The sequence below is a fragment of the Paenibacillus sp. NPDC056579 genome, from assembly GCF_042793215.1.
Lineage (GTDB): Bacteria > Bacillota > Bacilli > Paenibacillales > NBRC-103111 > Paenibacillus_S.
The window spans coordinates 39,772-65,064 of record NZ_JBHTVD010000014.1 but is presented as its reverse complement, the minus strand read 5'-3'; the positions used below and the strand labels follow the sequence as shown (position 1 = coordinate 65,064).

14 protein-coding genes are annotated in these 25,293 nt (G+C 50.7%); 12 read left to right on the top strand and 2 right to left on the bottom strand.

Features of this window, described 5'->3' with window-relative positions:
- Positions 1-8 precede the first annotated feature (8 nt).
- Positions 9-1,205 (top strand): MFS transporter, encoded by a 1,197-nt coding sequence (locus tag ACFQ88_RS34360; RefSeq protein ID WP_379461736.1) that lies wholly within the window; start codon positions 9-11, stop codon positions 1,203-1,205.
- A gap of 137 nt (positions 1,206-1,342) precedes the next feature.
- Complete coding sequence (locus ACFQ88_RS34355; RefSeq protein ID WP_379461734.1) at positions 1,343-2,242, top strand: metallophosphoesterase family protein; 900 nt, start codon at positions 1,343-1,345, stop codon at positions 2,240-2,242.
- A 99-nt stretch (positions 2,243-2,341) separates the two neighbouring features.
- Here the strand turns inward: ACFQ88_RS34355 and ACFQ88_RS34350 are convergent, their stop codons facing one another.
- A complete protein-coding gene (locus ACFQ88_RS34350; protein ID WP_239629924.1) occupies positions 2,342-3,565 on the bottom strand; it encodes an MFS transporter in 1,224 nt (407 codons plus the stop codon).
- Positions 3,566-3,765: 200 nt separating this feature from the next.
- Here ACFQ88_RS34350 and ACFQ88_RS34345 point away from each other — a divergent pair, with 200 nt between their 5' ends.
- The 3 genes from ACFQ88_RS34345 to ACFQ88_RS34335 all read left to right on the top strand — a co-directional run bounded on the left by ACFQ88_RS34345 (position 3,766) and on the right by ACFQ88_RS34335 (position 9,723).
- On the top strand, positions 3,766-4,812 hold the full coding sequence (locus tag ACFQ88_RS34345; RefSeq protein ID WP_379461732.1) for a hypothetical protein: 1,047 nt from the start codon (positions 3,766-3,768) through the stop codon (positions 4,810-4,812).
- Between the two features lie 150 nt (positions 4,813-4,962).
- On the top strand, positions 4,963-6,876 hold the full coding sequence (locus ACFQ88_RS34340) for a putative bifunctional diguanylate cyclase/phosphodiesterase (protein ID WP_379461730.1): 1,914 nt from the start codon (positions 4,963-4,965) through the stop codon (positions 6,874-6,876).
- A gap of 171 nt (positions 6,877-7,047) precedes the next feature.
- Positions 7,048-9,723 carry a YhgE/Pip family protein gene (locus tag ACFQ88_RS34335; protein WP_379461728.1) on the top strand — a complete coding sequence of 892 codons (2,676 nt, stop codon included), beginning with the start codon at positions 7,048-7,050 and terminating at the stop codon, positions 9,721-9,723.
- A 681-nt stretch (positions 9,724-10,404) separates the two neighbouring features.
- On the opposite strand, the gene ACFQ88_RS34330 is transcribed toward ACFQ88_RS34335, so the two are convergent.
- Positions 10,405-11,013, bottom strand: coding sequence for a transglutaminase-like domain-containing protein (locus tag ACFQ88_RS34330; protein WP_379461726.1), 609 nt, complete (start codon positions 11,011-11,013; stop codon positions 10,405-10,407).
- Between the two features lie 257 nt (positions 11,014-11,270).
- Between ACFQ88_RS34330 and speB the strand changes: the two genes are divergently transcribed.
- The 7 genes from speB to ACFQ88_RS34295 all read left to right on the top strand — a co-directional run bounded on the left by speB (position 11,271) and on the right by ACFQ88_RS34295 (position 25,204).
- On the top strand, positions 11,271-12,389 hold the full coding sequence (gene speB, locus ACFQ88_RS34325; protein WP_379461724.1) for an agmatinase: 1,119 nt from the start codon (positions 11,271-11,273) through the stop codon (positions 12,387-12,389).
- A gap of 435 nt (positions 12,390-12,824) precedes the next feature.
- Positions 12,825-18,011 carry a golvesin C-terminal-like domain-containing protein gene (locus ACFQ88_RS34320; protein ID WP_379461722.1) on the top strand — a complete coding sequence of 1,729 codons (5,187 nt, stop codon included), beginning with the start codon at positions 12,825-12,827 and terminating at the stop codon, positions 18,009-18,011.
- A gap of 266 nt (positions 18,012-18,277) precedes the next feature.
- The gene (locus tag ACFQ88_RS34315; protein ID WP_239629918.1) at positions 18,278-19,228 is read left to right on the top strand and encodes an ABC transporter permease; all 951 of its coding nucleotides are present in this window, start codon (positions 18,278-18,280) and stop codon (positions 19,226-19,228) included.
- Positions 19,229-19,242: 14 nt separating this feature from the next.
- The gene (locus ACFQ88_RS34310) at positions 19,243-20,112 is read left to right on the top strand and encodes a carbohydrate ABC transporter permease (RefSeq protein WP_239629917.1); all 870 of its coding nucleotides are present in this window, start codon (positions 19,243-19,245) and stop codon (positions 20,110-20,112) included.
- 64 nt (positions 20,113-20,176) lie between these two features.
- Positions 20,177-21,766: an extracellular solute-binding protein gene (locus ACFQ88_RS34305; RefSeq protein WP_379461720.1), complete on the top strand. Its 1,590-nt coding sequence runs from the start codon at positions 20,177-20,179 to the stop codon at positions 21,764-21,766.
- 92 nt (positions 21,767-21,858) lie between these two features.
- Entirely contained in the window at positions 21,859-23,628 is a 1,770-nt protein-coding gene (locus tag ACFQ88_RS34300) for a sensor histidine kinase (protein ID WP_239629915.1), read from the top strand.
- Entirely contained in the window at positions 23,600-25,204 is a 1,605-nt protein-coding gene (locus ACFQ88_RS34295; RefSeq protein WP_379461717.1) for a response regulator, read from the top strand. Before ACFQ88_RS34300 ends, ACFQ88_RS34295 begins: the two co-directional genes overlap by 29 nt.
- Positions 25,205-25,293: the final 89 nt, after the last annotated feature.

Genomic DNA, 25,293 nt, shown 5'->3' with positions numbered 1-25,293 from the left:
GAGTTGTAATGCAGTCGGCATCAACAGAGAAATCAAGCTTGTTAAGCCAGCCAAAAGCTGTATGGGCCGTCGGTTTTGCTTGTATTATCGCTTTTATGGGGATCGGTCTGGTCGATCCTATTTTGCCCGCCATTGCGGAGAAAATGAATGCGTCGCACAGCCAGGTTACACTCTTGTTTACGAGCTACAACCTCGTGATGGCGATTGCGATGCTGATTACCGGCGTCGTATCGTCGCGGCTCGGCATCAAAGGGACGCTGCTGTGCGGCATCTTGATCATTGCTGTATTCGCGGCGCTCGGCGGCGCGTCCAATAGCATCTGGTCGCTGGTCGAGCTGCGCGGAGGCTGGGGGCTAGGCAATGCGCTCTTTGTAGCTACGGCGCTGTCGGCGATCGTATCCTTATCGACAGCAGGAACGGCGCAAGCCATTATTTTGTACGAAGCGGCTATCGGGCTGGGCATTTCCGTAGGACCGCTGCTCGGCGGGGAGCTCGGATCGATCTCTTGGCGCGGTCCGTTCTACGGCGTGAGCGTATTGATGATTATCGCTTTTATCTCGTTATCCATCATGATGCCCAAAACGCAGCAGGTCACCAAGGCCAAAACTTCCCTGCTTGATCCGTTTCGGGCATTGAAATTTCGCGGCCTTTCTACTCTTGGGATTACCGCACTTTTATACAATTTCGGATTTTTTACACTGCTCGCTTATTCGCCGTTCGTCATGCATTTGAATGAACGCGGTCTAGGTTACGTCTTTCTCGGCTGGGGGCTGCTGCTCGCGATTACTTCCGTATTCGTAGCACCGAAGCTGGAAAAGCGGTTCGGTACCATCGCCTCGATGTGCGCCATGCTCACGTTGTTCGCTTTGACGCTATTCGCGATGGGCATCTGGACGTCGAGCAAAGCCGTTATCATCATTTCGGTTATTATCGCCGGAGCCTTCCTCGGCAACAACAATACGCTGATTACGACTGCCGTCATGCAGGCGGCTCCGGTAGAACGCTCGACCGCATCGGCCGCGTACAGCTTCCTGCGGTTTTTGGGCGGGGCCATTGCTCCATGGTTCGCCGGCAAGCTGGCGGAATGGTTCAATCCGCACGTTCCTTTTCTTGTCGGCGGCGCCTTTGTCCTGGTGTCGGTATTGTTCGTGCTGCTGAACCGCAAGCATTTGCAGCATATTGACCGTGCCGGTTCGGCGCATTGATGATGGAAGAGTCCGGCGCACGAGCGCTCAGTCTGGATAACAGGCTGGGCGTTTTTTTATATAAAAGGAATTTTCAGTCTCTAAATTAAGGAAAATATTGTATACTATCTTCTATTGAAGAAAGGAGGTGACAACAAATGCTCATCGCTTTTATCGGCGATATTCACGGCAGGGTGTTCCATACGCTGGCTTTGATCGAGACCAGGCAGCGACGCAGCGGACGAAAGCTTGACCTGGTCATTCAGGTAGGGGATTTGGGAGCTTATCCCGAGCCAACGGAATCGCTTTTGAATGAGAAGTATGTACAGCTGGACGCTGCTGAACTGGATTTTAGCCGGTTAGTTAAGGAAGAGGCGGACGGAAAGCTCGCGGACGATCTCCGTTATTTGCGGCGCCATCACGTTGGCCCGATTTTATTTATCCGCGGTAACCATGAGGATTTCGACTGGCTCGACAGCCAAAGCTGTGACATAGATCAAGGAACGGTGCCTGTAGACTCGTTTGATTTGTTCCATTACGTTAAGGACGGTACGGTGTTGAACTATGATGGTACTCGAATCGCTTTTCTTGGCGGCATCGAGACGCCGAAGCCGAAACGAAAATCTATCGATCCCGCGGCTTATGAGCGGTTGCTCCAATGCAAACCGGGTGAGATTGATATTCTGATCACGCATGACGCCCCTTATGGAATCGGGAGGAGCTTTCACGGACAAACGCAAGGATCGGCGCTGCTCTCCAAGCTCATCGAAACCATCGAGCCGAACTATCTCATTGCCGGACATTATCATCATGTGATCGGGCCCAAAGCCTGCGGGCGAACGACCTATTTGGGTTTGAACGTGCTGGTCGACCTTCGGGATGATGGAGAGCGCAGAAGAGTGCAGCCAGGCAGTATGGCGGTGCTTGACACGGCAACGAAAGAACTGCAAGTTGTCCAAGACGACTGGTTTGCGCAGCTCGATAAACATTTCGACTTCCCTATTTTCATGGAACGGCTAAAACAAAGAGATCATAGAGACCGTACTCGCACAGAGTAGGCTCCATGATCTCTTTATCGTTGTATCGGAGATTGAATGTGACAAGCTGCCGGATAGCTTGAAGCTCTTGGAGCTTCCACAAGCCTCAGCTTCGCATCCCTATCCCGTCTTGGACGTCTCCTTCAAAGTGGACGCGCTCGGCTGGAAAGAAAATTTCGGCAGCTTCAGCATGACGGCGACCAGCAGCAGCATACAGCCATTGATGACGAAGACCACGGGAATCGACAGCTGCGTAGCGAGAAACCCGCCGATGAGCGGCCCTAGCAGTAAGCCCATCTGATTGGCCGATTGGTTCAGGCTGAACGCGCGGCTGCGGAAGCCCGGCTCCGTATGGGTGGCGATGAACGCGTTAAGCGCCGGGAACACCGCTGCGAAGAAGAGTCCGTACACAAACCGCAGCGTCCCGAATCCGACCAAGTCGTGGAACAGGATTTGCAGCAAATTCCCGATTCCCCCGCCGATGAGCCCGATGAACAGCACCTTCTCGTAGCCAAGCTTGCCGCCCATTTTGCCCCATCGGGGCGCGGCGATCAAGGTGGAGATTCCTACCGCCGAGAAAATAATACCCGCATGAAGCGATGCATCCGATTGGCTCGCACCGAGCTTCAATACATAGATGGTTAACAGCGGCTCCAATAGCATGATTGACGTGGATGTTATGAAGACGATGAACAGAGCGGACATGAGCGTCCGGTTCGACGCTGCTTCCTTAAGGTCGTTAAGGACCGACGAACGTTTCTTATCCGTTTTGACGAAGGAAGGCTCCTTCACCCACGCGAGCGCGATAACAAAAGCGATGAGCACCATGATGCCCGCAAGCAGGAACGTATCGCGCGGACCGACTAAATGACTGACGACACCGCCCAGCAATGGACCAAGAATCGAGGCGGTAGCGCTGGACGTGGAAATAACGCCGAGCGCATACCCGACATGTTTTTCCGGTGTATTGGTTGCTACCAGAGCAATGGCGGACGGAATATACCCTGCCAGCAATCCCTCCATCACCCTGACGAGCAGCAGCTCATACGGATTTTGCACGACGTAATATAGGAAATACGCGATAGACAAACAGATAGCGGCTCGCAGCATCATCGGCTTACGGCCGTATTTGTCGGCCATGGAGCCCCAGAATGGAGCTATCAAAGCCGCAGCCAAAAACGTGATGGCAAAGACGACGCCCGTCCACAGCTCCAGATGGCTTTGAACCCCGAGATCGTCCTGCAGGAAAATAGACATAAACGGAATGGATACCGAATAGGCCATACTGACGAGGAAAGTTCCTAACCACAATACGAAAAGATTGCGTTTCCAGGAATTATCCAACAAGAAGCACTCCCTTTTCTTCGTTTGCCTTCTATCATACCATTAATACATTTGGGCTCCTGATAGAACGTTTTTTTAGGATGATAAAATGTTCTAATGAATACGCAATCAGTTGCAATGAAATCCTCAAAAAATTTATCCGCTGCATGGCGGTACGAATATGGTAAAGTATAGAAAAAACGTTAGAAGGGGGCCCTTCCTTGCCGCTGTTAAAAGGAATCATGCTGCTTGCAGCACTGCTGTTCCTTCTCTCGCCGATCCCCGCATCAGCCAATGGAGGACCGCTTCGCTATCCGGCCGAAGGCAACGGTCCGTTACAATTCGATACCGGATCACAAATAAGCCTGGTCTATGAAAAAGTCATTTTTGCCATCGGCGACGAAGCGGCAGATAGTTCCTACGGGAAAAGTGCTGACGTGTCTGTCCACTACCGGTTAAGAAACGACAGCGCCGAGAAGCGGAGCGTCAGCATCCTGTTCGTCACCCCTTCGCCGCAACCTGTGCAAGTCAGTTCGGAGGAAGGAGCGCTTAAGAGCGATTCGGTGCCTGAAGCAGCACCGGTCAATTGGCAGCCAAAGCGCAGAACGGATGTTACGGAGCCGGTCAGCGGAGAGCTGCTGAATCTGTCCCGGTACGGTTGGAGCGAGGCTCGTACGGCAGGGACCCGTTTTACGCTGGCCTTCGAGCCTGGCGAAACTCGATCCGTTACGATGCGATATAGAGATGAAGGCGGTTTGTATGATAAAGGGGTCATCAATCCCGTTTATTCCCATCTGTATTATTTGTCCCCGGCAGCGTTCTGGAAGGGGGCACCTGAAGCGGAGCTGGAAGTGCGTTTTCGGGATTCACGATACAAGGTGAGCTCGAATGTGCCGCTTGTGCGGAAGGATACAACGACCTATCAGGCGAGACTGGATGGACTGCCCGATACGGAATGGTACTTTTCCTTCACGAGTACGAGCGGACTTTTGTATCCAACCAATATGCAGACGGCTCATAACAGCTATATTTTGCTTGCTTCACTCGCTATGCTTCTCATCGTGGCTGCGGCTTCCTCGTATTGGAGAAGCAGATGGATCTATGCGTCCGGTGCTGCGGCCATTATAGGATTTACCGTGTTCTATATACGCAAAATCGGGGGGTATCCCTTCAATTTTATTTTTGTAGGAGCAGTAGATTTGTTCATGGGACTCGTGGTGCTTGCCGTCTATTTCAGACTTCGAAGACTGTGGAACAGGCCAAAGTAGCTTTTAATTGTGTCAAGCGTGTGTTATTGAAGAAAATCTATTTCATTTATTGCCAATTTGAGGTATTTTTGAGGTAGACTACGATTTCGCAGGAAAAAGTAGGCTCTAATTACTATTCCGTTTCTCCCAGTACAAAGGAGGGAAGACATCATGAATCATCGAAGTCAGTCGAACCAGTGCCCCTATCACGCCCTGACTGCACTTGGAGGAAGAGAAGGATTGAGCGGCAAGGCCGCAGCTCCTGAGACCATCGAGCCTGCAGCTCTGGATTCCGAAGCCTTGAACGAGCCATGGATCCAGCTGGACGACCATACCGAGGTATTGGCGCAAATGCATATGATCGGCTTGACGGAAGAAGATCTTAAGCTGATCGCATCATTCGGTCCGGTCATTTCATCGCAAATCGAGCGGGTTACGGCATCCTTTTACGACTCCGTCGGGCGAGTCGATTCCTTGGAGCAAATCATCATTCAGCACAGCACCGTGGAACGGCTGCGCCAGACGTTATCGAACCATTTGATCGAAATGTTCAACTGTCGGATCAATCCAACATTTATTGAAAAAAGGCTTCGGATTGCGGCGGCTCATCAGCGTATCGGCTTGTCTCCCAAGTGGTATATGGGAGCGTTTCAAAATTTGCAAAATACGCTGCTCGATATCATTCGAGAGCTTGATGAGCGGATAGATACGATAAATTTGGGCCAAGCCGTTACGAAGCTGTTAAGCTTCGAGCAGCAGCTTGTATTGGAAGCCTACGAGAGCAAAATTCAGCATCAGGCCGATCATGACGAATTGACGGGTCTGCCGAACCGGAGGATGTTCAATCAGGTGCTGTCTCAGCGTATTGAGGCGAACCGCGACAGTCAAACGGAATTTGCCGTGATGATGCTCGACATCGACCGGTTCAAGATGATCAACGACTCCCTGGGACATACATACGGCGATATTTTTCTTAAAGAAATGAGCACGAGAATACGTGATAGTATCGATGACGATCAGGTGATGCTGGCCCGGATGGGGGGGGACGAGTTCACGCTCATTTGCAGCGGCGATTTCGTCGAGGATAAAGTATCCCGTTTGGCACGCAGCATTATTTCGGCTATCGGGCAGCCCTATCATTTGAAGGATAACGATTTCTATGTAACGGCCAGCATTGGAATCGCCATCTATCCCGATCACGGCTTGGACGCGGTGCAGCTGCTCAAAAATGCCGATACCGCCATGTACGAAGTGAAGAAAGGCGGAAAAAACGGATATCAGTTTTACACGAACGAGCTCGACGTGCAGCTGATGGAGAAGATTGAGCTGGAAGGCTACCTGCGGAAGGCGATTGCGAAAAACGAGCTGATGCTGTACTACCAGCCTCAAATCCGTACCGGCGACAGCCGGATGGTCGGCGTGGAAGCCTTGGTAAGGTGGAATCACCCGACCAAGGGGGTACTATCGCCGGGCATGTTTATTCCGATTGCGGAGGAGACGGGCATGATCACGGAGATCGGAACCTGGGTGCTGCGGGAGGCTTGCAGACAAATGAGGGAATGGCACCTTCAAGGGGGGCCGCTGATCCCGGTATCCGTCAATTTGTCGTCGCATCAGTTCCATCAATCGAACCTGGTAGATTACATTAAGAGCATTTTGGAGGAAACCGGGCTGGAGCCGCAATATCTGGAGCTGGAGATTACAGAGAGCATGATGATGGACGCCTCGGTTTCCACCGTTATTTTGAATAAGCTCAATGAGCTGGGAATCCGCATCAGTCTGGATGATTTCGGGACAGGCTACAGCTCGCTCAGCTACTTGAAAATGCTGCCGATCGACAAGCTCAAAATCGACCGGTCGTTCATTACCGACATCACCGTCAACGATAACGACAAGGCTATTGTAGCGACGATTATTGCGATGGCTCAGCATTTGAAAATGGATGTCATCGCCGAGGGCATCGAGACGAAGGATCAGCTCGACATCCTAACGGCGAATGATTGCCGTGAAATTCAAGGATATTACTTCAGCCGTCCGTTATCTGCCGATGAGGTCGAATCAGCCTTCTTCGTTCCTTTAAGGTAGGTGCGGTGAAACGGGAGGCGGAGCACGGCCGGTTTACAAGGGTTGACTCATGCGGTGCAGTCAGGTCGCCGTCATGGGGCGGCCCTTTTTTCTCCCTACGGCTCTTGTGGAATGGAAATGGAGATACAAGGAGAAATTAAACACAAATGACTACAATTGGGTGGTTGGCCAATGAAAAAAATATGGAATATTTATGTTACCGACTTGCGCAACATCGCCAAAGTGCCAACAGGCCTTCTGCTTATGATCGCGATAGCTATATTACCGTCTGTTTATGCGTGGATAAATTTGAAAGCGATGTGGGATCCGTATTCGAATACATCCGGCATTAAAATTGCCGTGACCAGCCTCGACCAAGGGGCGACGGTGAGAGATAAGCCGTTCAATATCGGCGACGAGGTGGTGAAGAGCCTGAAGGACAACCATCAGCTCGGCTGGATTTTCGTCGATGAGGAGGAGGCGCTTAAGGGCGTCGAGCGCGGCCGCTATTATGCGAGCCTGCTCATTCCGGCCGATTTTTCCGGCAAAATAGCGGGGATCGTCGAGGGGAACGTGCAGAAGCCGGAAATCCAGTATACCGTCAACGAGAAGCTCAATGCCGTTGCGCCGAAGATCACCGAAAAGGGCGCGACTAATGTTACGGCGCAGATCAGCGAAAATTTCATTAAAACGGTAAGCGAAACCGTGTTGTCCCGCATGAAGGAGCTGGGGCTGGAATTCGAGCAGCAGCTGCCTACCATCCGCAAGGTCGAGAGCCGGATTCTGGAGCTGGAATCCCGCCTGCCGGAAATTGCCGAGATGGGAGGCAAGGTACTGGAGCTCGAGCAAAAGCTGCCGGATATTAAGGAGAAAGGCGATAAAATCGTCGAGCTGGAGCAAAAAATCCCCGATATCGATAAGGCCGGAGCAACGATTCTGAAAATCGAGGAGCAGTGGCCGAGACTGAACGAAGTGGCGCAGGAAGTGCTCGTCATTCAGCAAAAGCTGCCGGACATCCAGCGTGCGGCGGACCGCATCGTGGAGATCGACCAAAACTTTTCGAAAGTGGAGGACGTCCTGAACACGGCGATCAACGACGTTCGCAAAGCGGACGAAATTGTCGGTGCGGCGCTCGGGGCATTGCCCAAGCTGGAAGCTATTGCTACGGACGGAAGGGCGTTTGCCGACGGGCTTAGCGATTTCTTGAAAAACAATGAGCCGGCTTTTCAAGCGCTCATCCCTGTCGTGAAGCAAAACCTCATCTTGCTGCAGCAGACGGCGGATGCCGTTACGCAAATTACGGAGCAGCTGCAGGATGCGAATATCGATCCGAAGCCGCTGCTGAACGTGCTGACGTTCTTGGCCGACCGGCTGACGACAGCGGTGAACGTCCTCGACCGGCAGATCGACCTGTTCACCCGGTTGAACAGTTATTTGCCCGGCGGACCGCTCAGTGGCGTGATCGACCGGCTGAACGCCGTCCGGACGAACTTCAGCGAGCAGGTCCAATTGATGAATGCGATTGTGACGGCGGTTCAAAAAGGCGAGCGGCCGGCCAAGCAAATCGTCGACAATTTGAACAAGCTGTCCAAGGATGCCAGCGCCGCATTGGGCTCGATTATTTCCCGTTACGATACGGAAATCGTTCCGAATATAACGAAGGCATTAAAGCAGCTTCAATCCGTTGCAGCCAATGCATCCGATGTGCTTCAAACGTTGAAGACGAAGCTGCCGGATATTAAGGCGATTTTGCAGGATGCGCAGACGGGCATTCATTTTGCCCAGACCGAGCTGGACGCGCTGCAGAGCAATTTGCCGCAAATCCGTGCACGCCTTCACGAGGCGGCAGGTACGATTCAAAATAAGATGAATGAGTTTACGAATGCCGTTAATGCCGCGGCGCCTTTTATCCAGAATGATTTGCCCAAGGTGGAGCAAAAGGTGCACCAAGCGGCCGATTTTATCCGTAACGACCTGCCCGCATTGGAGGATGAGCTGCGTAAGCTTTCGAATATGTACCAGACCCGTTTTGTCGAGGTGGAAAATGCAGTTCATGAAGTGGCGGGTCTCGTTTCGAACAATCTTCCGGAATTTGAAGCTGCCGTCCACAAAGCGGCGGACCAAATACGGCGGCTGGAAGGGCAAAACAGCATCAGCGAGCTGCTGCAGTTTTTGCAGAACGATGTTCAGAAGGAGAGCGACTTCCTGGCCAATCCTGTGCTGATTAAAGAGGACAAAAAATACCCGATTCCGAATTACGGCTCAGCGATGAATCCTTTTTACACGACGTTATCGCTATGGGTTGGCGCTATGCTGCTCGTGTCGCTGCTAAAAGTGGATGTAGAAGGCTCGGAAGGCGTGTACAAAAGCTATGAGGTGTACTTCGGAAGATTACTGATTTTCCTTACGATAGGCTTCTGCCAGGCTTTGATCGTGACGCTTGGTGATTATTTCATCCTCGGCACGTATGTCGTCCATAAAATCTGGTTCGTGCTGTTCGCGATCTTGATAAGCGCCGTGTTCATTTCGATCACATACACGCTTGTGTCCGTGTTCGGCAATATCGGCAAAGGACTTGCGATCATCTTCCTCGTGCTGCAATTCTCGAGCTCGGGAGGGACGTTCCCGATCAGTACGGCGTCCCCGTTCTTCCAGAGCTTGAATCCGTTCATGCCGTTTACGTATGCGGTAGGGCTGATGCGCGAGGCGGTCGGCGGCATATTGTGGGAAGTGGTGCTGAAGGACATCTTCTTCCTGCTCGTCTTCATCTTGCTCTGCTACATTGTCGCTGTAGTGCTGAAGAAGCCGCTCAGCGGCTATACGAAGCGGGTGGCCGAGAAGGCCAAGCAGACGAAGCTGATATCGTAGGAGTTATTTTGACGAAAACGCTGTTGCGAAAAAGGTTGGCCACTGGCTGTGGAACGATGATGAGCGGCGGTAGTTGTTGAAGGGAGGCTCTGCAGAAGCAGAGCCTCCTGCTGCCGAGAAATCCGGTTACGGAAAAAGGGTGATAGGAGTAGGCAGGGTATCTCCTGCTTACGATGCCAGTTTTCCTGGGGAAAGCTCTTAGGTTGCATCGGCATGATCGTGTGATAGCGAACATGCACTTCGAATCAGATTGCAGTTGGCTCGAGGAGAACATTTGGTTGTTGATCGGACCGTGGATCCGTTATTTTATCAAAAAGTGCTCTATTTCTAAGGTGATCGGACTACAGATCCGTTATTTCACCAAAAAATGCTGTTCTTGCAGGTAAAATCGGCAAGTAACGGCCTCTCGGTCCGATCGAACGGCAAGAGTAGCATTTTTCTAGGGAATAACGGATCTCCTGTCCGATAGCCTGACTCCAAGACCGATGGACGGCGCGTTCGTAACAATAGATTCTAGGACAACCAGGGAAAATTGCAGCGTAACCGACTACGAAAGTTTTCAATCGAATGCTGAAATCGCAGGCTTCTGAAGCGTTCACTGGTTATTTAGATCTACCGCAGACGCAGCCTCTCTTTTCGCAGAGCCGTCTCTCGGGCCAGCTTATGCGATAGCCGATCCCCCTACAGCTCCGTAGGCAGACCATGCTGATACATTATCAGGCAGTCGTTGTTGCGGGCGAGAGTATCCATCGTTTTACCGTTCGGCCGGGCATAAATAACCGGGTAGTCCGCTTCGTCGTAATGGAGGCGGATGGGGAAGGCGAGCTTTTCCTCGGTCGTTGAGTACTCGGCCTCCACCCCTTCTTTGTTGCCGCGGGCATCTAGCCGGATCCAGCGCTGCAATGAGCTTAAGTAGACCGCGTTCAGCGCATGAATGCAATGGCCGGTGTCCGGCGTATCGCCGATCGTCAGCCTTTGATAGCAGAAGCCCGCCGGTATGTTCAGGCTGCGCAGCAGGGCCGCCTGCAAATTCGACTTGGCATAGCAAATGCCGTGGCCGTGCTCCAGAACCTCGGAAGCGGAGCGGGTCACCTGCCTGCTCTGGATGTCCCAGGAATGGGCAATCTCGTCGCGGACAAATTCGAATACGGCTTTGACGATCGCCTGCTCATCCGTCAGCCCTGAGGTGATGCTGCGTGCCGTATCTTGAATGCGCGGATGATGAAAGTCAATAACGTCGGAATGTGGCAAATAATCGATTAACTGATTGGACTCGCATACCAACTTCATGAATTTGTCCCTCCGTTGCACAGTTTTTATGGCTAATTGTTATGTGTGTGTGAGAATAATTGATACTAACTATGCTTAAAACGGATGGATTTGTCAATATGAGTAAAAAGAAAAGTTTAATATTGACTAAAAGCCAGTCCTATGTTAATTTATGTAACATGAAAGTCAAAAACTAAATCATTCAAGCTTGTCAACGATGCCAAGCTTGTGTCGGCAATAGAGCCGCTTTCTTTGATTCCAGAAGAAGGCGGCTTTTTGTGCGTTCGGCTAAGAAAGACGATGCGGTTCCCCCGTATCATTCGTCCTTGATCAAGCCGCCACAACCGACCGGCTTTGCCATGGCCGGATCCCGCTTGCCTGCTGTAATCAGGCTCCGGCATTACTATCACTCGGAGGTGTTGTTCATGTATCGTCCGGTATTTGAGAGAGGAAAGCCAGCTTTTGCAGGAATTCGCACATTTATGCACCTGCCGCACGTGCAGACTTTGGATCAGGTGGACTATGCGGTGATCGGGAATCCGTTCGACACGGGAGCGAGCTTTGCTATCGGCACGCGCTTCGGACCTTCGGCGATTAGGGACATGTCGCAGAGAATCCGTCCGACGAATCCGGCTCAGGGGATCGATTCCAGCGAGTATTTGTCCGGCATCGATTACGGCGATTTGACCGTACACCCCGGCTATATCGAGCAAAGCTACGAAGCGATCGAGGAGCAGCTGCAGCCGTTTTACGAACGGGGCATCGTTCCGATCATATTAGGCGGCGACCATTCGATCTCCTACCCGCATATTAGAGCGGCCTCCCGGACCTATGGCCCTATCAGTCTCGTTCATTTCGACTCCCATTCCGATGCGTGGAAGCCTATCGAGGAGAGCCGGCAGTTTTCGCACGGCAGCATGTTCTGGCATGGGGCGCAGGAGGGCTGGATCGACACGTCGAGCTCGATTCAAATGGGCATGCGCGGCTGCTCGAGCTTGACCCACTATGAGGAGACGAGGGCGCTCGGCTTTGACCTGCTGACGACGGATCAGGTGAAGAAGCTCGGGCCAGAGGCACTGTGCAGCCACATCAAGGAGCGGGTTGGGTCGAAGCCGGTGTTCCTCACCTTCGACATCGATTTTCTCGATCCGGTATTCGCTCCCGGAACGGGAACGCCGGAGGTCGGGGGCTTCACGACCTATGAAGCGATTCAAATGATCCGCGGCCTCGCCGGCTTGAACATTATCGGCTTCGATCTGGTTGAGGTGCTGCCGGACCGCGATCCGACCCGTGTGACGGCGCTGAATGCGGCGCAGGTTGTGTATGAGGTGATCACGCTGCTCGCTCTGAACAAGCGCAGTGCATTGGAGCGGGCGACGGCGGTAGTCGAAGCTTGATTGCGAGAACCCTCCTTAAAGAGGGATAGAAGCGGGAGCTACCCGGAACAAACGACGGAGCCGACCAATAGGGATGGCTCCTTCTTTGTCATTATGCCGGCGGCCGGAATCCCACACCTGCTTCCCTCTCCGCGTACAAACGTATATTGTCCGCCAAAGACGCCGCAAGGCGTTTTTTTCAGATAGGACTGCCTCTAGCCGAGCGGTTTGCCTACTATCCTTCGTAATTAGATCTTATAAGAAATTCGTAAAATCAGACAATTTTATCGGAGCGGGACGTGCTAAGATACAAAAGACATTGGAAATCGACGATGGCATAGGGAGGTTGGTTAATGATGAAAGCGCTATCTTGAGTCTGATCCTATTTTGTGAATCGGCATCAGAGGAAGAATGTATCTTAATCCACCAAAAACAATAGGAAAGGAAATGGGGCTTATGCTGGACAAAATCAAGCTGATCCTAATGATTTGCCTCTTCACGGCATTCCTCTATCCGTTCGGTTCGGCACCGGGAGCCGTTCAGGCGGAAACGCTGCCCAATAAGACCATCATTATCGATGACGGAAGCATCACCGTCGATGAAGCTGTTACTCCAGATGCTCAGAATGCTGTCAATGGCTACTCCGCACAGAATTGGAACGTCTCTTCCAACGTAAAGGGCTATAACAATTCCAGCACGGTATGGACGGATACCGCAGGCAGATCGGTCACATGGAATCCGAGACTGGAGGCAGGCACAGCGAGAATATCGTTTCATAAGCTCAATTGGTCGGATAAAGCGGATAGCAATGTAAAAGTTGAAATCGTTCATAACGGAACGACGAATGTCCTGTATTTGGATCTGCGGCCTTCTTCTGGCGGAACGGGCTGGATTGATTTGGGGGAGTACGTATTCTCCGGCATCGGTGAGGAGTTCGTCAGACTAACCCGTGTACAACCCACGACCAGTACCATTCTAACGCGGGCAGATGCTGTAAAGTTCGAAGGCAATATCAAGCAAAAAGCGCCTAATAAGACTATCATCATAGATGATGGAAGCATCTCCATCGATGGAATCGTTACCCCTGACGCTCAGAACGCTAACAATGGATATTCCGCTCAAAGCTGGAATTCAAGCACGGGCGTGAAAGGCTATAACAATTCCAGTTCCGCGTGGACGGATACCATCGGCAAAACGGTATCTTGGAATCCGAGGCTGGAGGCGGGCAGGGCAAGAATATCGTTCAATAAGCTGGATTGGCCGGATAAAGCGGACAATAACGTAAAAATTGAAATCGTCCATAACGGAGTAACGGACGTCAAGTTTCTGGACCTTAGACCTTCGGTCGGGGGTGCCGGCTGGATTGATTTGGGGGAGTACGATTTTTCCGGAATCGGAGAAGAATTCGTCAGACTGACCCGTATTCAGCCTACGACCGGCAACATTTTAACACGGGTCGACGCCGTAAAATTCGAGGGCAATATCAAGCAAAAAGCACCTCCGCTGCCTCCGCTGCGCAGCCGTACGCTCACGAATCTCGCATACGAAGAAAAAGGAAGCATCCAAAACGAAAGCTACAAGGCAACCTTTTATGAAGCTTCTTGGGACGGCGGCAAAGCAATCGTTAGAGACTTATTCTACAAGGATCAGGATACCGGGAGCTGGGTGGCCGTCAATACCGAGGCGGAGAGACTTGAGGAGCAGTGGGTCCTGCTGGACGGAAATGCGGGGAGCCGAAGCGATTATTACAGCACGATGAACAAGCGATGGATTACGTTCGACGGGATCGAATTTCCTGACGGCCAAACCGCTACGCTGACAGACTCTTTGCACGCAAGCGACTACGATCTGCAAGTGAAATGGTCGCTGGCGGGGGACCGGCCGGAGCTGGCATACAGCTTTACCCCACGTCGGGACGGCAATTATGTGATAGGCTATCAATCCTTCACAGCGGAGTCGGCCTCAGCCGTAAATGAAGTGCTGAGCGGGTTCAAGTCTCATGCGAAAATGATCGGTACGGTGGAATCGATAGGCCTGTGGGAGCTGACCGCACCGATGAGTCTGGTTGAGAAAAACGATGATACGGGAGCCTCCTTTACGTATGGTGTCTTCATTCCGGCTAAAGAACTGCCGCTTGCCTATGAACCGGCGGGAGGCATATCCAATCAGCGGCTGGGCATGAGCCTGGTCAACAATGAAGGCGGAGTGCAGCCGATTGTGTATGCGCCCCAGCTCGGGAATCATTCGCTGATGACCGCTGAGTACACATACCGGTTTCATATCGGGCTCAGTGTACAAAGAAGCAGCTTATATAAGGCCTACGAGGATATACTCCGCAGCGAGTACCATTATACCGCCTATCGGAAAAATGGTTCCGGCAAGTCTCTTACCGATGCGATGTTTAACATGATCGATCTACTCAAAATCGAACCGCAAGGTGACGATTCCGCCGATTACGTTCCGTCGCCGAGCGGATGGTGGAGCAGGGCCAAGGGCTTCATTGATATCGAGAACGAGGATGCGGTTCGTACTACCTCGAACGGCGTGCTGCTAGGAGCGTACTATGTAACAGGTGACGATCAGCTTTACGACACTAGAGCATTGCCGTCTATTCAGTATGGACTATCGCGTAACAATGTCGGGTGGTCTCCGAAGCAGAAGCCGGTTTACAGTGTGCCGTCCTTATGGAAAATGACATCCATGCCGTTCGATGTTTCCACTATAGCCGCTCTGCACCAATTGACGGGCGGTACGGCGGGAGTATATGAAATGGGGCAGGAGGAATACCGGTTCCGCAATCCGGAGCTGAAAGATCGTGGCCCCGTCATCCAACCGCTTATGATGTATCGCATGACCGGGAATCCGCAATATTTGCAAGAGGCCAAAACCGCAGCGGACAGCTATATAGCGCAGCATATCGATACTCCTGCATCCGTTAACGTGGACAAGAACGAGTTTATTTTTAACTTCGGCAAGCTGTGGATGGAAATACTGGAGCTGTACGAGGAAACGAAGGATACCAAATATTTGAATGCCGCCTACAAGGAAGCCAAGCGGTATGCCACCATGTTCGTGGCGCGCCCGGTTCCAGAAGGCACCGTGACGATCACGGCTCCGCAGTCGCCGCTCGCGGAATCGTTCCATTGGCCTGCAAGCGCCAAATACGATTATCCGCGTGAAACGCTTCCGGAGCACGAGGCCGGAGGAAAAACGGCCGACAGTTGGCTTGTGTCGCCGAGCGGTCTTACTTATGAAGCCGGAAATACGTCTTCGGCCTATCGGATGAATGCGCAAGAGGCGCCTTTTATGCTGCGCTTGTCTTTGTATACCGGTGACAAGCTGCTTGCGGATATTGCGCACAATTCGGTCATCGGCCGGTATTCCAGCTACCCCGGCTATTATTACAAGGGCTTTACCGTCAGTCAGCTCGAGCCGGACTATCCGCTGCTGGGTCCGAGCGAAGCTACTTCCATCTATTATCACCATATCCCGGCGCAGCTTGGCCAAACAATGGATTATTTGATCAGCGAGCAAATGCTGAGATCGAACGGGAGCATATCGTTTCCTTCCGTTTTTGAAACGGATTTCTTATGGTTCAAATACCATTTGTACGGTCATAAGCCGGGAAGCTTTTATGGTAATTCCAATGTTTGGCTGTGGATGCCTAAGGGGATTATCGAGTCCAATCATCCTCAAATGAACTGGATTACGGCGGAGAGCGGCGATAAGTTCTACATCAGTCTCGCAAGCGAATCCCGCACTGAAAAGAATGTGACCATCAAGCTCAATCAAAGTCTGATCGGCTTTGATCCAACCCGTGCGTATACTGTCAAAATCATCCGCGACAATGGGGCGGAAGAGCCGGACGTCATGAAAAACGGCAAGATTACAACGAAGGTATCACCCCGCGGTATCACGGCGATCATCGTTGAAGGATTGAACATCCAAGTACCTTTGCACAAAACAAGAGCAGCTGCAGATACTTCCGACGCCAGCTATTTCTTCGATACGCACAGTCCGATCGACGCTGTCAAAGGAATGCTGATCGTCAAGCCTGATGAAACCTCCTATGATGCCTATGTGCAGGCCAAAACGACCAAGCCGGCAACGCTGCACTACTCGCTGGACGGCGGGAACACATATACTACGGTACCCGACATGATTTATCCAATGGAATGGTCGATCCGGGTAAATAACCTGACCCAAACGTTCACCTATTATGTGGAATCAGAGAATAAGCAGACCCGCGCGAGAACGCTGTATCTGCCTGATCGGGTGGCGGTTCCTCCGGTCCAGCCGGCTTGGCAGCCGGGGTCGTCTATCATTGTAGATAATGTCGAAGCCGAAACGGAAGGAACCTGGATACGGGATACATCGGCGGACGGCTATTACTATGACAGCTATGTTTATGCGAAATCAACGACAGGCGCGGCGACCAGCAAAATTCGTTTTCGTCCGAAGCTGCCGGAAAGCGTAACCTACAATGTCTATTACAAGCTCCCTCAAATCACGGTCGCGAGTGAGAACTGGACGACGAATGCCCCGGTTACCGTGTATTATGACGGGGGATCGCAGACGCTTACGGTAGATGAAAAGACGGGAGATGGAACATGGGTATTCTTGGGGGCATTTCCTTTCGCTGCAGGTAACGGCGGGTATATCGAGCTGAACAACAAGGCCAACAACGCCCGGGTCGTTGCCGATGCCTTCATGTGGGTAAGTCCAAATGCGAATCCGCAGCTGGAGTCGGTCACGATCTCGTCAGACCGGAACGTGCTCGAAATGACCAAAACCGCACAGCTGAAAGTAACAGGATATCTGAGTACCGGGTTGATGGCTGATCTGACGAATGCGGAAGTGCAGTACACAGTCAACCGAACCGACCTGGCTTCCGTTGACAGCAACGGTGTGCTGACGCTCCATCGCCTCGATGGGGTAACGGAGCGTATCGAGGTTCAAGCAACGGTAACATGGAACGGGACCAACTTGATCACGACTCCCCTGTCCATCGCGATCAAGGACTTGGTGGTCATTGTGGACAGTACGAATACAGAAGGTTTATACATCGCGCAAGGCTCATGGAGCCAAAGCAATTTATCCGGCTACAAAACCGGCGTCAAGTCCCGCTATACAACGGTCGAAGGCTCAGCGGCGACGTGGATCGCCAAGCTCCCGGAAGGGAGGTATACCGTCTCCATCTACAAGATCGCCCACACTTCGGGCCAGGATAAAAACGTTAAAGTGGAAGTGAAGCACCAGTCGGTGACGGAGGTCACGTATATCGATCAATCCTCCAATTCCGGCTGGGTTAATCTCGGGACGTTTGACCTTGCGGGAGACGGCAGCGAGTATGTCCGGATGACGAGAGTGTCCCCGACTACCTTAGATCCGCCGACTCCGCCTGCCGACATGATTTATACGAGGGCCGATGCAGTCAGGTTTGAGCGGCATTCTAATCGTCCCGGCCCGCTGTTGACGGCGGATACAAGCAATAACACGGCAGGCCAACCGATCGATGTGACCTTTACCGATGATGCAGCGTGGCGCAGCGCAATCGGCAGCATCGAAGTGGACGCCCCGTCGTTAAGCGAAGCCGGAGAAGCACGCATTAAGTATGGATCCATCGAAAGCTTGAACGGATAGGTTTTCTCATAAGTGATGCATCCCCTCACGGAAGATAGTATGCTGCAAGTTCGTGGTTACAACGAACATACTACTGTCGGACGTGAGGGGTTTTTCTATTTGAATCTTGGAGGAAAGGGTGAACCATGCGGAAGTTCGAATGTTTCCCGCTCGGTGGCGGAACGTTCCATTGCCTACTTAAGATCTTGTAAGAAATGCTTAAAATCGAAGAATTATTGCGTTTCATCCCGTGCTATCATAAATACAAATAAAGCAGAGGTGATGAAATGCAAACGAAGCTGGCGAAGGAGGGCATCCCCCTCCTCAATAGCCGGAAACCCATGCTGGTAAGAAATTTACAAAGATACAAGACGATGTATCTTCTTTTGTTCCCGGCATTGATCTATTTCGCCGTCTTCAAGTATATCCCGATGGCGGGGATCATCATCGCGTTCAAAAATTACAACATGGTGTTGGGTCTATGGGACAGTCCCTGGGTGGGGCTCAAAAACTTCAAGGATTTTATTAACGGCGTCTATTTCTGGGATATTATGTGGAACACGATCGTCATCTCGGTGTATAAGCTGATGTTCGGCTTCTCCGCTCCCATCATCCTTGCGCTGCTGCTGAATGAAGTCGCCGTTCCATGGTTTAAGAGAGTCGTGCAGACGATTACGTATTTGCCTCATTTTCTGTCCTGGGTTATCGTGTACGGACTGATGGTCGCCTTGCTAGCCCCGGGAGACGGATTGGTTAATTTGCTTCTTAAGGATAACGGGCTACAGCCGATCTCCTTCCTGACGGAGCCTGCCTGGGGAAGAACGCTGATTGTCGTCTCTGATATATGGAAGGATATCGGATGGGGAGCGATATTGTATCTTGCGGCGTTATCGGGGATCGATCCGAGCTTATATGAAGCGGCACGCATAGACGGCGCTTCCAAGTGGAGACAGCTTTGGCACGTTACGTTACCCGGCATTCGAGGCGTCATCATTCTTATGCTGATCCTGAAGCTAAGCCATATACTGGATGCAGGCTTCGACCAGGTATACATGTTCGCCAATTCCTTCAATCAGGAGAAGATCGATATTATCGATACCTGGGTATACCGAGAAGGCTTGGAGCGGCTGCGGATCGGATTGGCTACCGCGGTAGGATTATTTAAAGCCGTCATCGGATTTGTGCTAGTATTGGCTGCCAATAAGCTGGCCAAGAAATTCGACGGGCAAATTTGGTGAGGTGATCCATTGCAATGTTACATCAATCATTCGGGGAAAAAGCGGGACAAGTCGTCATCTATACCGTTCTATTCTTACTCTCCGTGCTGTGCTTGTTTCCCTTTCTGTATGTAGTCGCAGTTTCCGTTACTCCGGAATCGGAAGTGCTGAAAAAAGGGATTGTCATCATACCCGAGGCCGTTACCTTCACGGCTTACCGGGAGGTTTTCCAAGCGCACGGCATAGGTCAGGCATATCAAATCACGTTGTTTCGTACGATCGTAGGCACTGCGCTCAACATGCTTTTTACGGTCATTGCCGCGTATCCGCTATCGAAAAAATATTTGCCAGGCCGCAGCCCCTTTTTGCTGTTCATTATCTTTACGATGATGTTCGGAGGGGGACTGATTCCCACGTACTTATTAATCCGTTCGCTCGGCTTGCTAAATTCACCGTGGGTACTCATTATCCCGCACTTGATCAGCGCGTTCAATCTGGTGATTATCAAAGGCTTCTTCGAGCAGCTGCCAGCCGAAATCGAAGAGTCTGCCAGGGTTGACGGCGCAAGCGAGCTCCAATCGCTGTGGAAAATCATAATCCCGCTCTCGCTGCCCGTCCTTGCCACGGTTTCCTTGTTCTATGCTGTGGGACATTGGAACAGTTATTTCGACGCGATCGTTTACATTAATGATACGAACCTGATGCCTTTGCAGGTGGTCTTGCGCAACATTCTGCTGAATGTGCAGGCCCAAAGCGCCGATGTCCTTGCCAATGCAGAGCCTGTCAGCACTCTCGCCCTGCAGATGGCTGCCGTGGTTGTAACAACGGTGCCGATTCTGATAGCGTACCCGTTTTTGCAAAAGCATTTTACCAAAGGCGTGCTGATGGGCTCCGTTAAGGGGTAACAAGAATGGATTGCTGACGCTGTTATGGTCATGTATTAATAGTGAATATAAAGGAGAGGTCCGTATGCAACGCAACAATAGCAAAAAAGCGGTATTACCCGTCTTGGCTGCCGTAATTGGCTTAGGCACGGTCATGTCGGGCTGCGGGGGAGCAGCGGAATCGCCATCGGCGCCTTCCGATAGTCCACAAGCCCAGACCGACAAATTCGCGGAAAAAATGAAAATCACGATGTTCAACCAAGGAACCTTCAATGCAGCGGCTCCGATTCCTTCCCGCGAAGTGGACATCCCGCGCCAAATGTTGGAAAAAGCGGTAAACATCGATCTGCAAATGACGGTTCCCCAAGGCGGTCAAGCGACAACCAAGCTGAATACGCTTATTGCCGGCGGAGATATTCCGGATCTGATCTTCATGAAAAGCCGTTCCGATCTCGCTCAATATTATGACCAAGGCATCCTAGCGGATTTGACTCCGTACTTGGATCAATTTCCGGAGCTGAAGAAGCGCTGGACGAAAGAAGCATGGGAAGCCATGCAATATAAGGGAAAAACGATAGCTGTTCCCGGATATGACAATGTGAGCGGAATTATCGGAAGTCTGTTCATCCGTAACGACTGGCTGAAGAAATTGAATCTGAAGGTGCCGACAACCCCCGATGAGCTGTTCGCCGTAATGAAAGCTTTTACCGAGCAAGACCCGGACGGCAACGGCAAGAACGATACGTACGGTTTTATAGGGGGCATGAATAAAGAAGGCGTTCTGCAAACCTACGGCTTCGATATGCTGATGTGGATGTTCGGCGTTAACCCTCCTGGTGCGATTGATGTGAAGGATAACAAGCCCGTGCTGCTGTTTACGGATCCGAAGATGAAAGAGGCTCTCTCTTACATTCAAAAAATGATGGAAGCCAAGGTTGTGGATCCGGACTGGGTTACGATGAACGACTCCGCTTTGCTCGATCAAAAGCTCTACAAGGGTAAGGTCGGCTTCATGGTAAGAGATGCTCGCAGGCTGGAGCCGGAAGCGCAGGAGAAAATGAAGGAGGTCGGCGGTGAGGTGCCGGAATGGATCATCATTCCTCCAATGAAAGGTCCTTACGGTGATCAAATATTGGAGAGGAAGGGCTTCCAAAGCAATTCCTGGGCCATCTCCGTGAAGGCGGATAAAGCCAAAATCATCCGGATCTTGTCCATGCTCGAATATTATTATACGGATAAAGAAGCCTATCCCCATTTTGCTTACGGGCTGAAAGGAACGCACTGGGATCTGGTGGACGGCAAGCCCAAAACGAAAACGCTCACGAAAGAAGTCAAGGATAAGTACATCTGGGTCGATCATTATCGCATGCCCCGTCGCGGCGATGATTCCGAGTATTTCAATTTTGCCAATCCGAAGACGGCGGAGGCATTCACCAATAACCAGAAGTATGTGGCGCCAACATTGCCCGGAGCGTTCCTGACGCCGGATCCGAACGATTCTTTGGCTGCAGAACGAGTCCGGTTTATCAACGAAAGCTTGGTGAAATTCATGAGCGGCAAAGAACCGCTATCCAATTGGGATAACTATATCAAAACCTTGGAAACCAAGTTTGAGCTTCCGAAATATAAAGATATCGTAACGAAACAGTTTAAAGAACAAGGTGTAATAAAGTAACTCGAAGGAGGGGCGATCGATGTCCCTCTTTTCCCCGTCTCTATGGTATGATACTTTCGTACATGAATGCAGCCGTCAAAGGAAGATGAACGATGCGGAGAAAATTAAGCCTGCCTATCAAATTATTTCTCATGTGCTTTGCCTTTGTTTTAAGCTGTATTATCCTGATAAGCCAATTATCGTACGCTTACGTTCAGAAGGAAATAAGAACTAACGACTCCTACTATACGAGCCAAATATTGGCCAAGGTCGACCAGTATTTAACCGTCAATTTCTCTTCCTTTCAAACGATTTTATTCTCCGTTGAAACCTCGGTGAAAGCCAACCTGAACAGCACGGATGTGATTAAAAAGCAGTTAAGGGAGCTGTATGAGCTCAACAGCAATTATGTCAGTAACGTTTATATCATCAAAAGTGATTTATCTATTATTGGCGGCAGTACGCCTACCCGAATCTTCGATGAACCGCTTCAGGACAGAAAGCCTCTGTTTGATGCGGCCATGAAGAACAAGTGGACTACGATCGTAAGCGAGCCTTATAAGTCGCTGTATTCAGGCTGGACGGTGACCATGGTCCGATCCATGAACGGACTATCGGCTCCTATGGCCGTTGCAGTAGATTTGGACCTTAGAGCGATCGAAGAGACGATTTTTAAGATTAATAAAAAAGAACAAATGAATTTGGCCTTGATCACCTCATCGGGTAATATCATCGTCGGATTTTCAGAAAATAAAGGGTTTCCGGATGTGCAGGACCATACCTTTTCTATCGGACAATGGTCGGCGGAACAAATTATTGAAACCAGCGGCACAAGTATTCAGCTGTACACCAAGGAGGGCAAACCGGTCTCCGTACTGAAGCAGCCGACGGAAAAATTCAATTGGCACATTATCTCGATCAACGACGAATCGCGGATGAAGGCAGCACTGGCAAGGCTTCAAACCTACTATGTCGGTCTGCTGTTCGGGGGCTTGCTCTTAAGCTTGTTTATTTCGTATTTTATCGCCAAGTACATAAGAAATCCTCTGTATTACCTCAAGACGAAAATGAATCTGGTGGAGCAGGGCAACTTCGATGTCATTATTTCTACCAACCGGAACGATGAGTTCGGCGATCTGTCACGGGCTTTCGACCGGATGCTCCAGCAAATCGTAGAGCTGATTCGCCGCTTGGAGATCAATAAAGAGCTGCAGCGAAAGCTGGAAATCCAAGTGCTGCAATCTCAAATCAATCCCCATTTTCTATATAACACGCTTGGCTCCATAAGCAATGTGATCCGTCTGGGCCAATTGGATAAAGTCGATGTGGTCATCGCTTCCCTGATTTCATTGCTGGAGTACGGGATATCGGATTCTGCGGAGAAAGTATCGCTGCGTCAGGAATTGCAGAACGTCAAGGACTATATCTCGATTCAAAACATCCGGTATAACCGTCATTTCGAATTAGTGGAGCATATCGAAGATTCATTGATGGATTTTCCCGTTTTTCGAATGCTGCTGCAGCCTATGGTGGAGAACAGTTTGTTTCACGGATACAACGGGGGGCAAACGGAAGGCCCCATTGCCATTCGTGCGTACCGGGAAGGCGAATTTGTCGTGGTCGAAGTAGTCGATCAGGGAGAGGGAATACCTCATGAACGCATAGAGCGTATATTAAGTCCTGAACCGAAGGATATACAAGTAAACAGGAAACGAATCGGATTGAATAATATTCATGGCCGAATCAGGCTTCATTATGGCGAGCAGTACGGTCTTCAAATCATAAGTACACTAAAGAAAGAAACCCGAGTACGCGCCTTGTTCCCTGCAAGCGCATCAAAGGAGATGCACGATAGTGAGAACTTATACCTGCCTTATCGTTGATGACGAAGATCTGATGGTTCAAAGATTGGAGCTGTTTTTTCAGGAGCTTTCGATGACGGACACGCGATTCCGGCTGATTGGAAAGGCGTATAGCGGCAGGAAAGGCGTGGAAGAAGCGTTAAAGCTGAAGCCGGATATTATCATATCCGATATTGTCATGCCCCAGATGGATGGGATTTCCATGATCGAGCAGCTAAAAGAGCAGCTTCCTCATACCCAGTATATCCTATTGACGGCATACTCTTCGTTTGAATATGCTCAGAGGGCCATTCGCGCCAATATTATGGAATACATTGTGAAGGTTCCTCTGAAGGAGGAGGATGTAAAGCGGGCGCTTCATAAAGCAGCCGGTATTTTGGACGAAATCAAGCAAAAGGACGAGAAGCTTCACTCTTTACATAAATCCGTTCTGGAAAATAAGCACCGGGTACAAAAGCAGTTTTTTAACGAGCTGATTCGAGGAGAAATTCCTTCGCACCGGGCAGCGGAGATGGCTGAACGGATGGAGATTTACTTTTTCCAATCGTATTACTGCTGCTTTATCGTCGAAATGAATCATTATGATAGCTTCCGTAACGAATATTCGGCGGTAGATCAAAGCATTCTTAGGTATGCCATTACCAATGTGGTTGAAGAAACGGTGATGAATTTCGGTGCGAGCTTGGCCTCCGATTTATACGATAACCGCTTCATCGGCTTTCTTTCCTGGGAACGAAGCCGCAGCGATATGGATACGGAGAACGCCTGTCAGACGGTAGGCCGCCAGATCGTCAACCATGTGCATCAATATCTGAATCAATCCGTATCCGTTGCTTTCGGAGGGGCGAACCGGGGCTTGGAGTCGATCCGAAAAGCCTATATAGAAGCGGTCGGCGTGTGTGAGGACTTTTATTATCATGATGAACATACGGTCAAAACGTCCCTCCATCGTTTTCATTATAACAATGGCTTCCGGACGGACTTTCAAAGGGAGCTGAGGGATTTCCTTGCTTGGCTGAACAGAGAGGTGTCCAGGGAGGAAATAGATCAGCGGTTCAAGCTCCTGCACCGGAGTGCCTATGAAAACAAAATCCACCATTCCTTCATGGCGGATTTGCTTCGCGACTTTTACAGGGATGTTACGGCGAAATTCAAAGCTCGGAGCGGCGTGACGCAGAATGCGGAAGAGTTTCCGGCGAAATTCCTTACTTTTTGGGAGCAGCTTGGGTTTATTCGCGATTTTATTTACGAAACCTTGCAGGACGGCAGCCACGCATACCGTACGGAGATCATAAGAGCCAAGCGGTTTATCGAGCAAAATTTGAATCAGCGCTTATCGCTTCAAGCCATTGCCGAGCATGTGAATCTGGCTCCGTCCTATTTCAGCAGCTTGTTCAAGAAAACAATGAATGAAGGCGTCGTCGATTACATCAATCGGAGAAAAATCGAGCTATCGCTGGAGTTATTAAAGGTGCGAGACTATTCCTTATTGGAGCTATGCGATGAAGTTGGGATCGTTAACGAAGGGTACTTTTGCAAGCTGTTTAAACAATTTACGGGGATTACGCCTAAGCAATACCGCAAAAAATTAAATTGAGACCGGCTCTAAAAATCTTATGAGTTTTTCGCAAAATCCTGTAAATAAGTCGTTATGAAATCCACTACCATGATAAGTGTATCTTATTA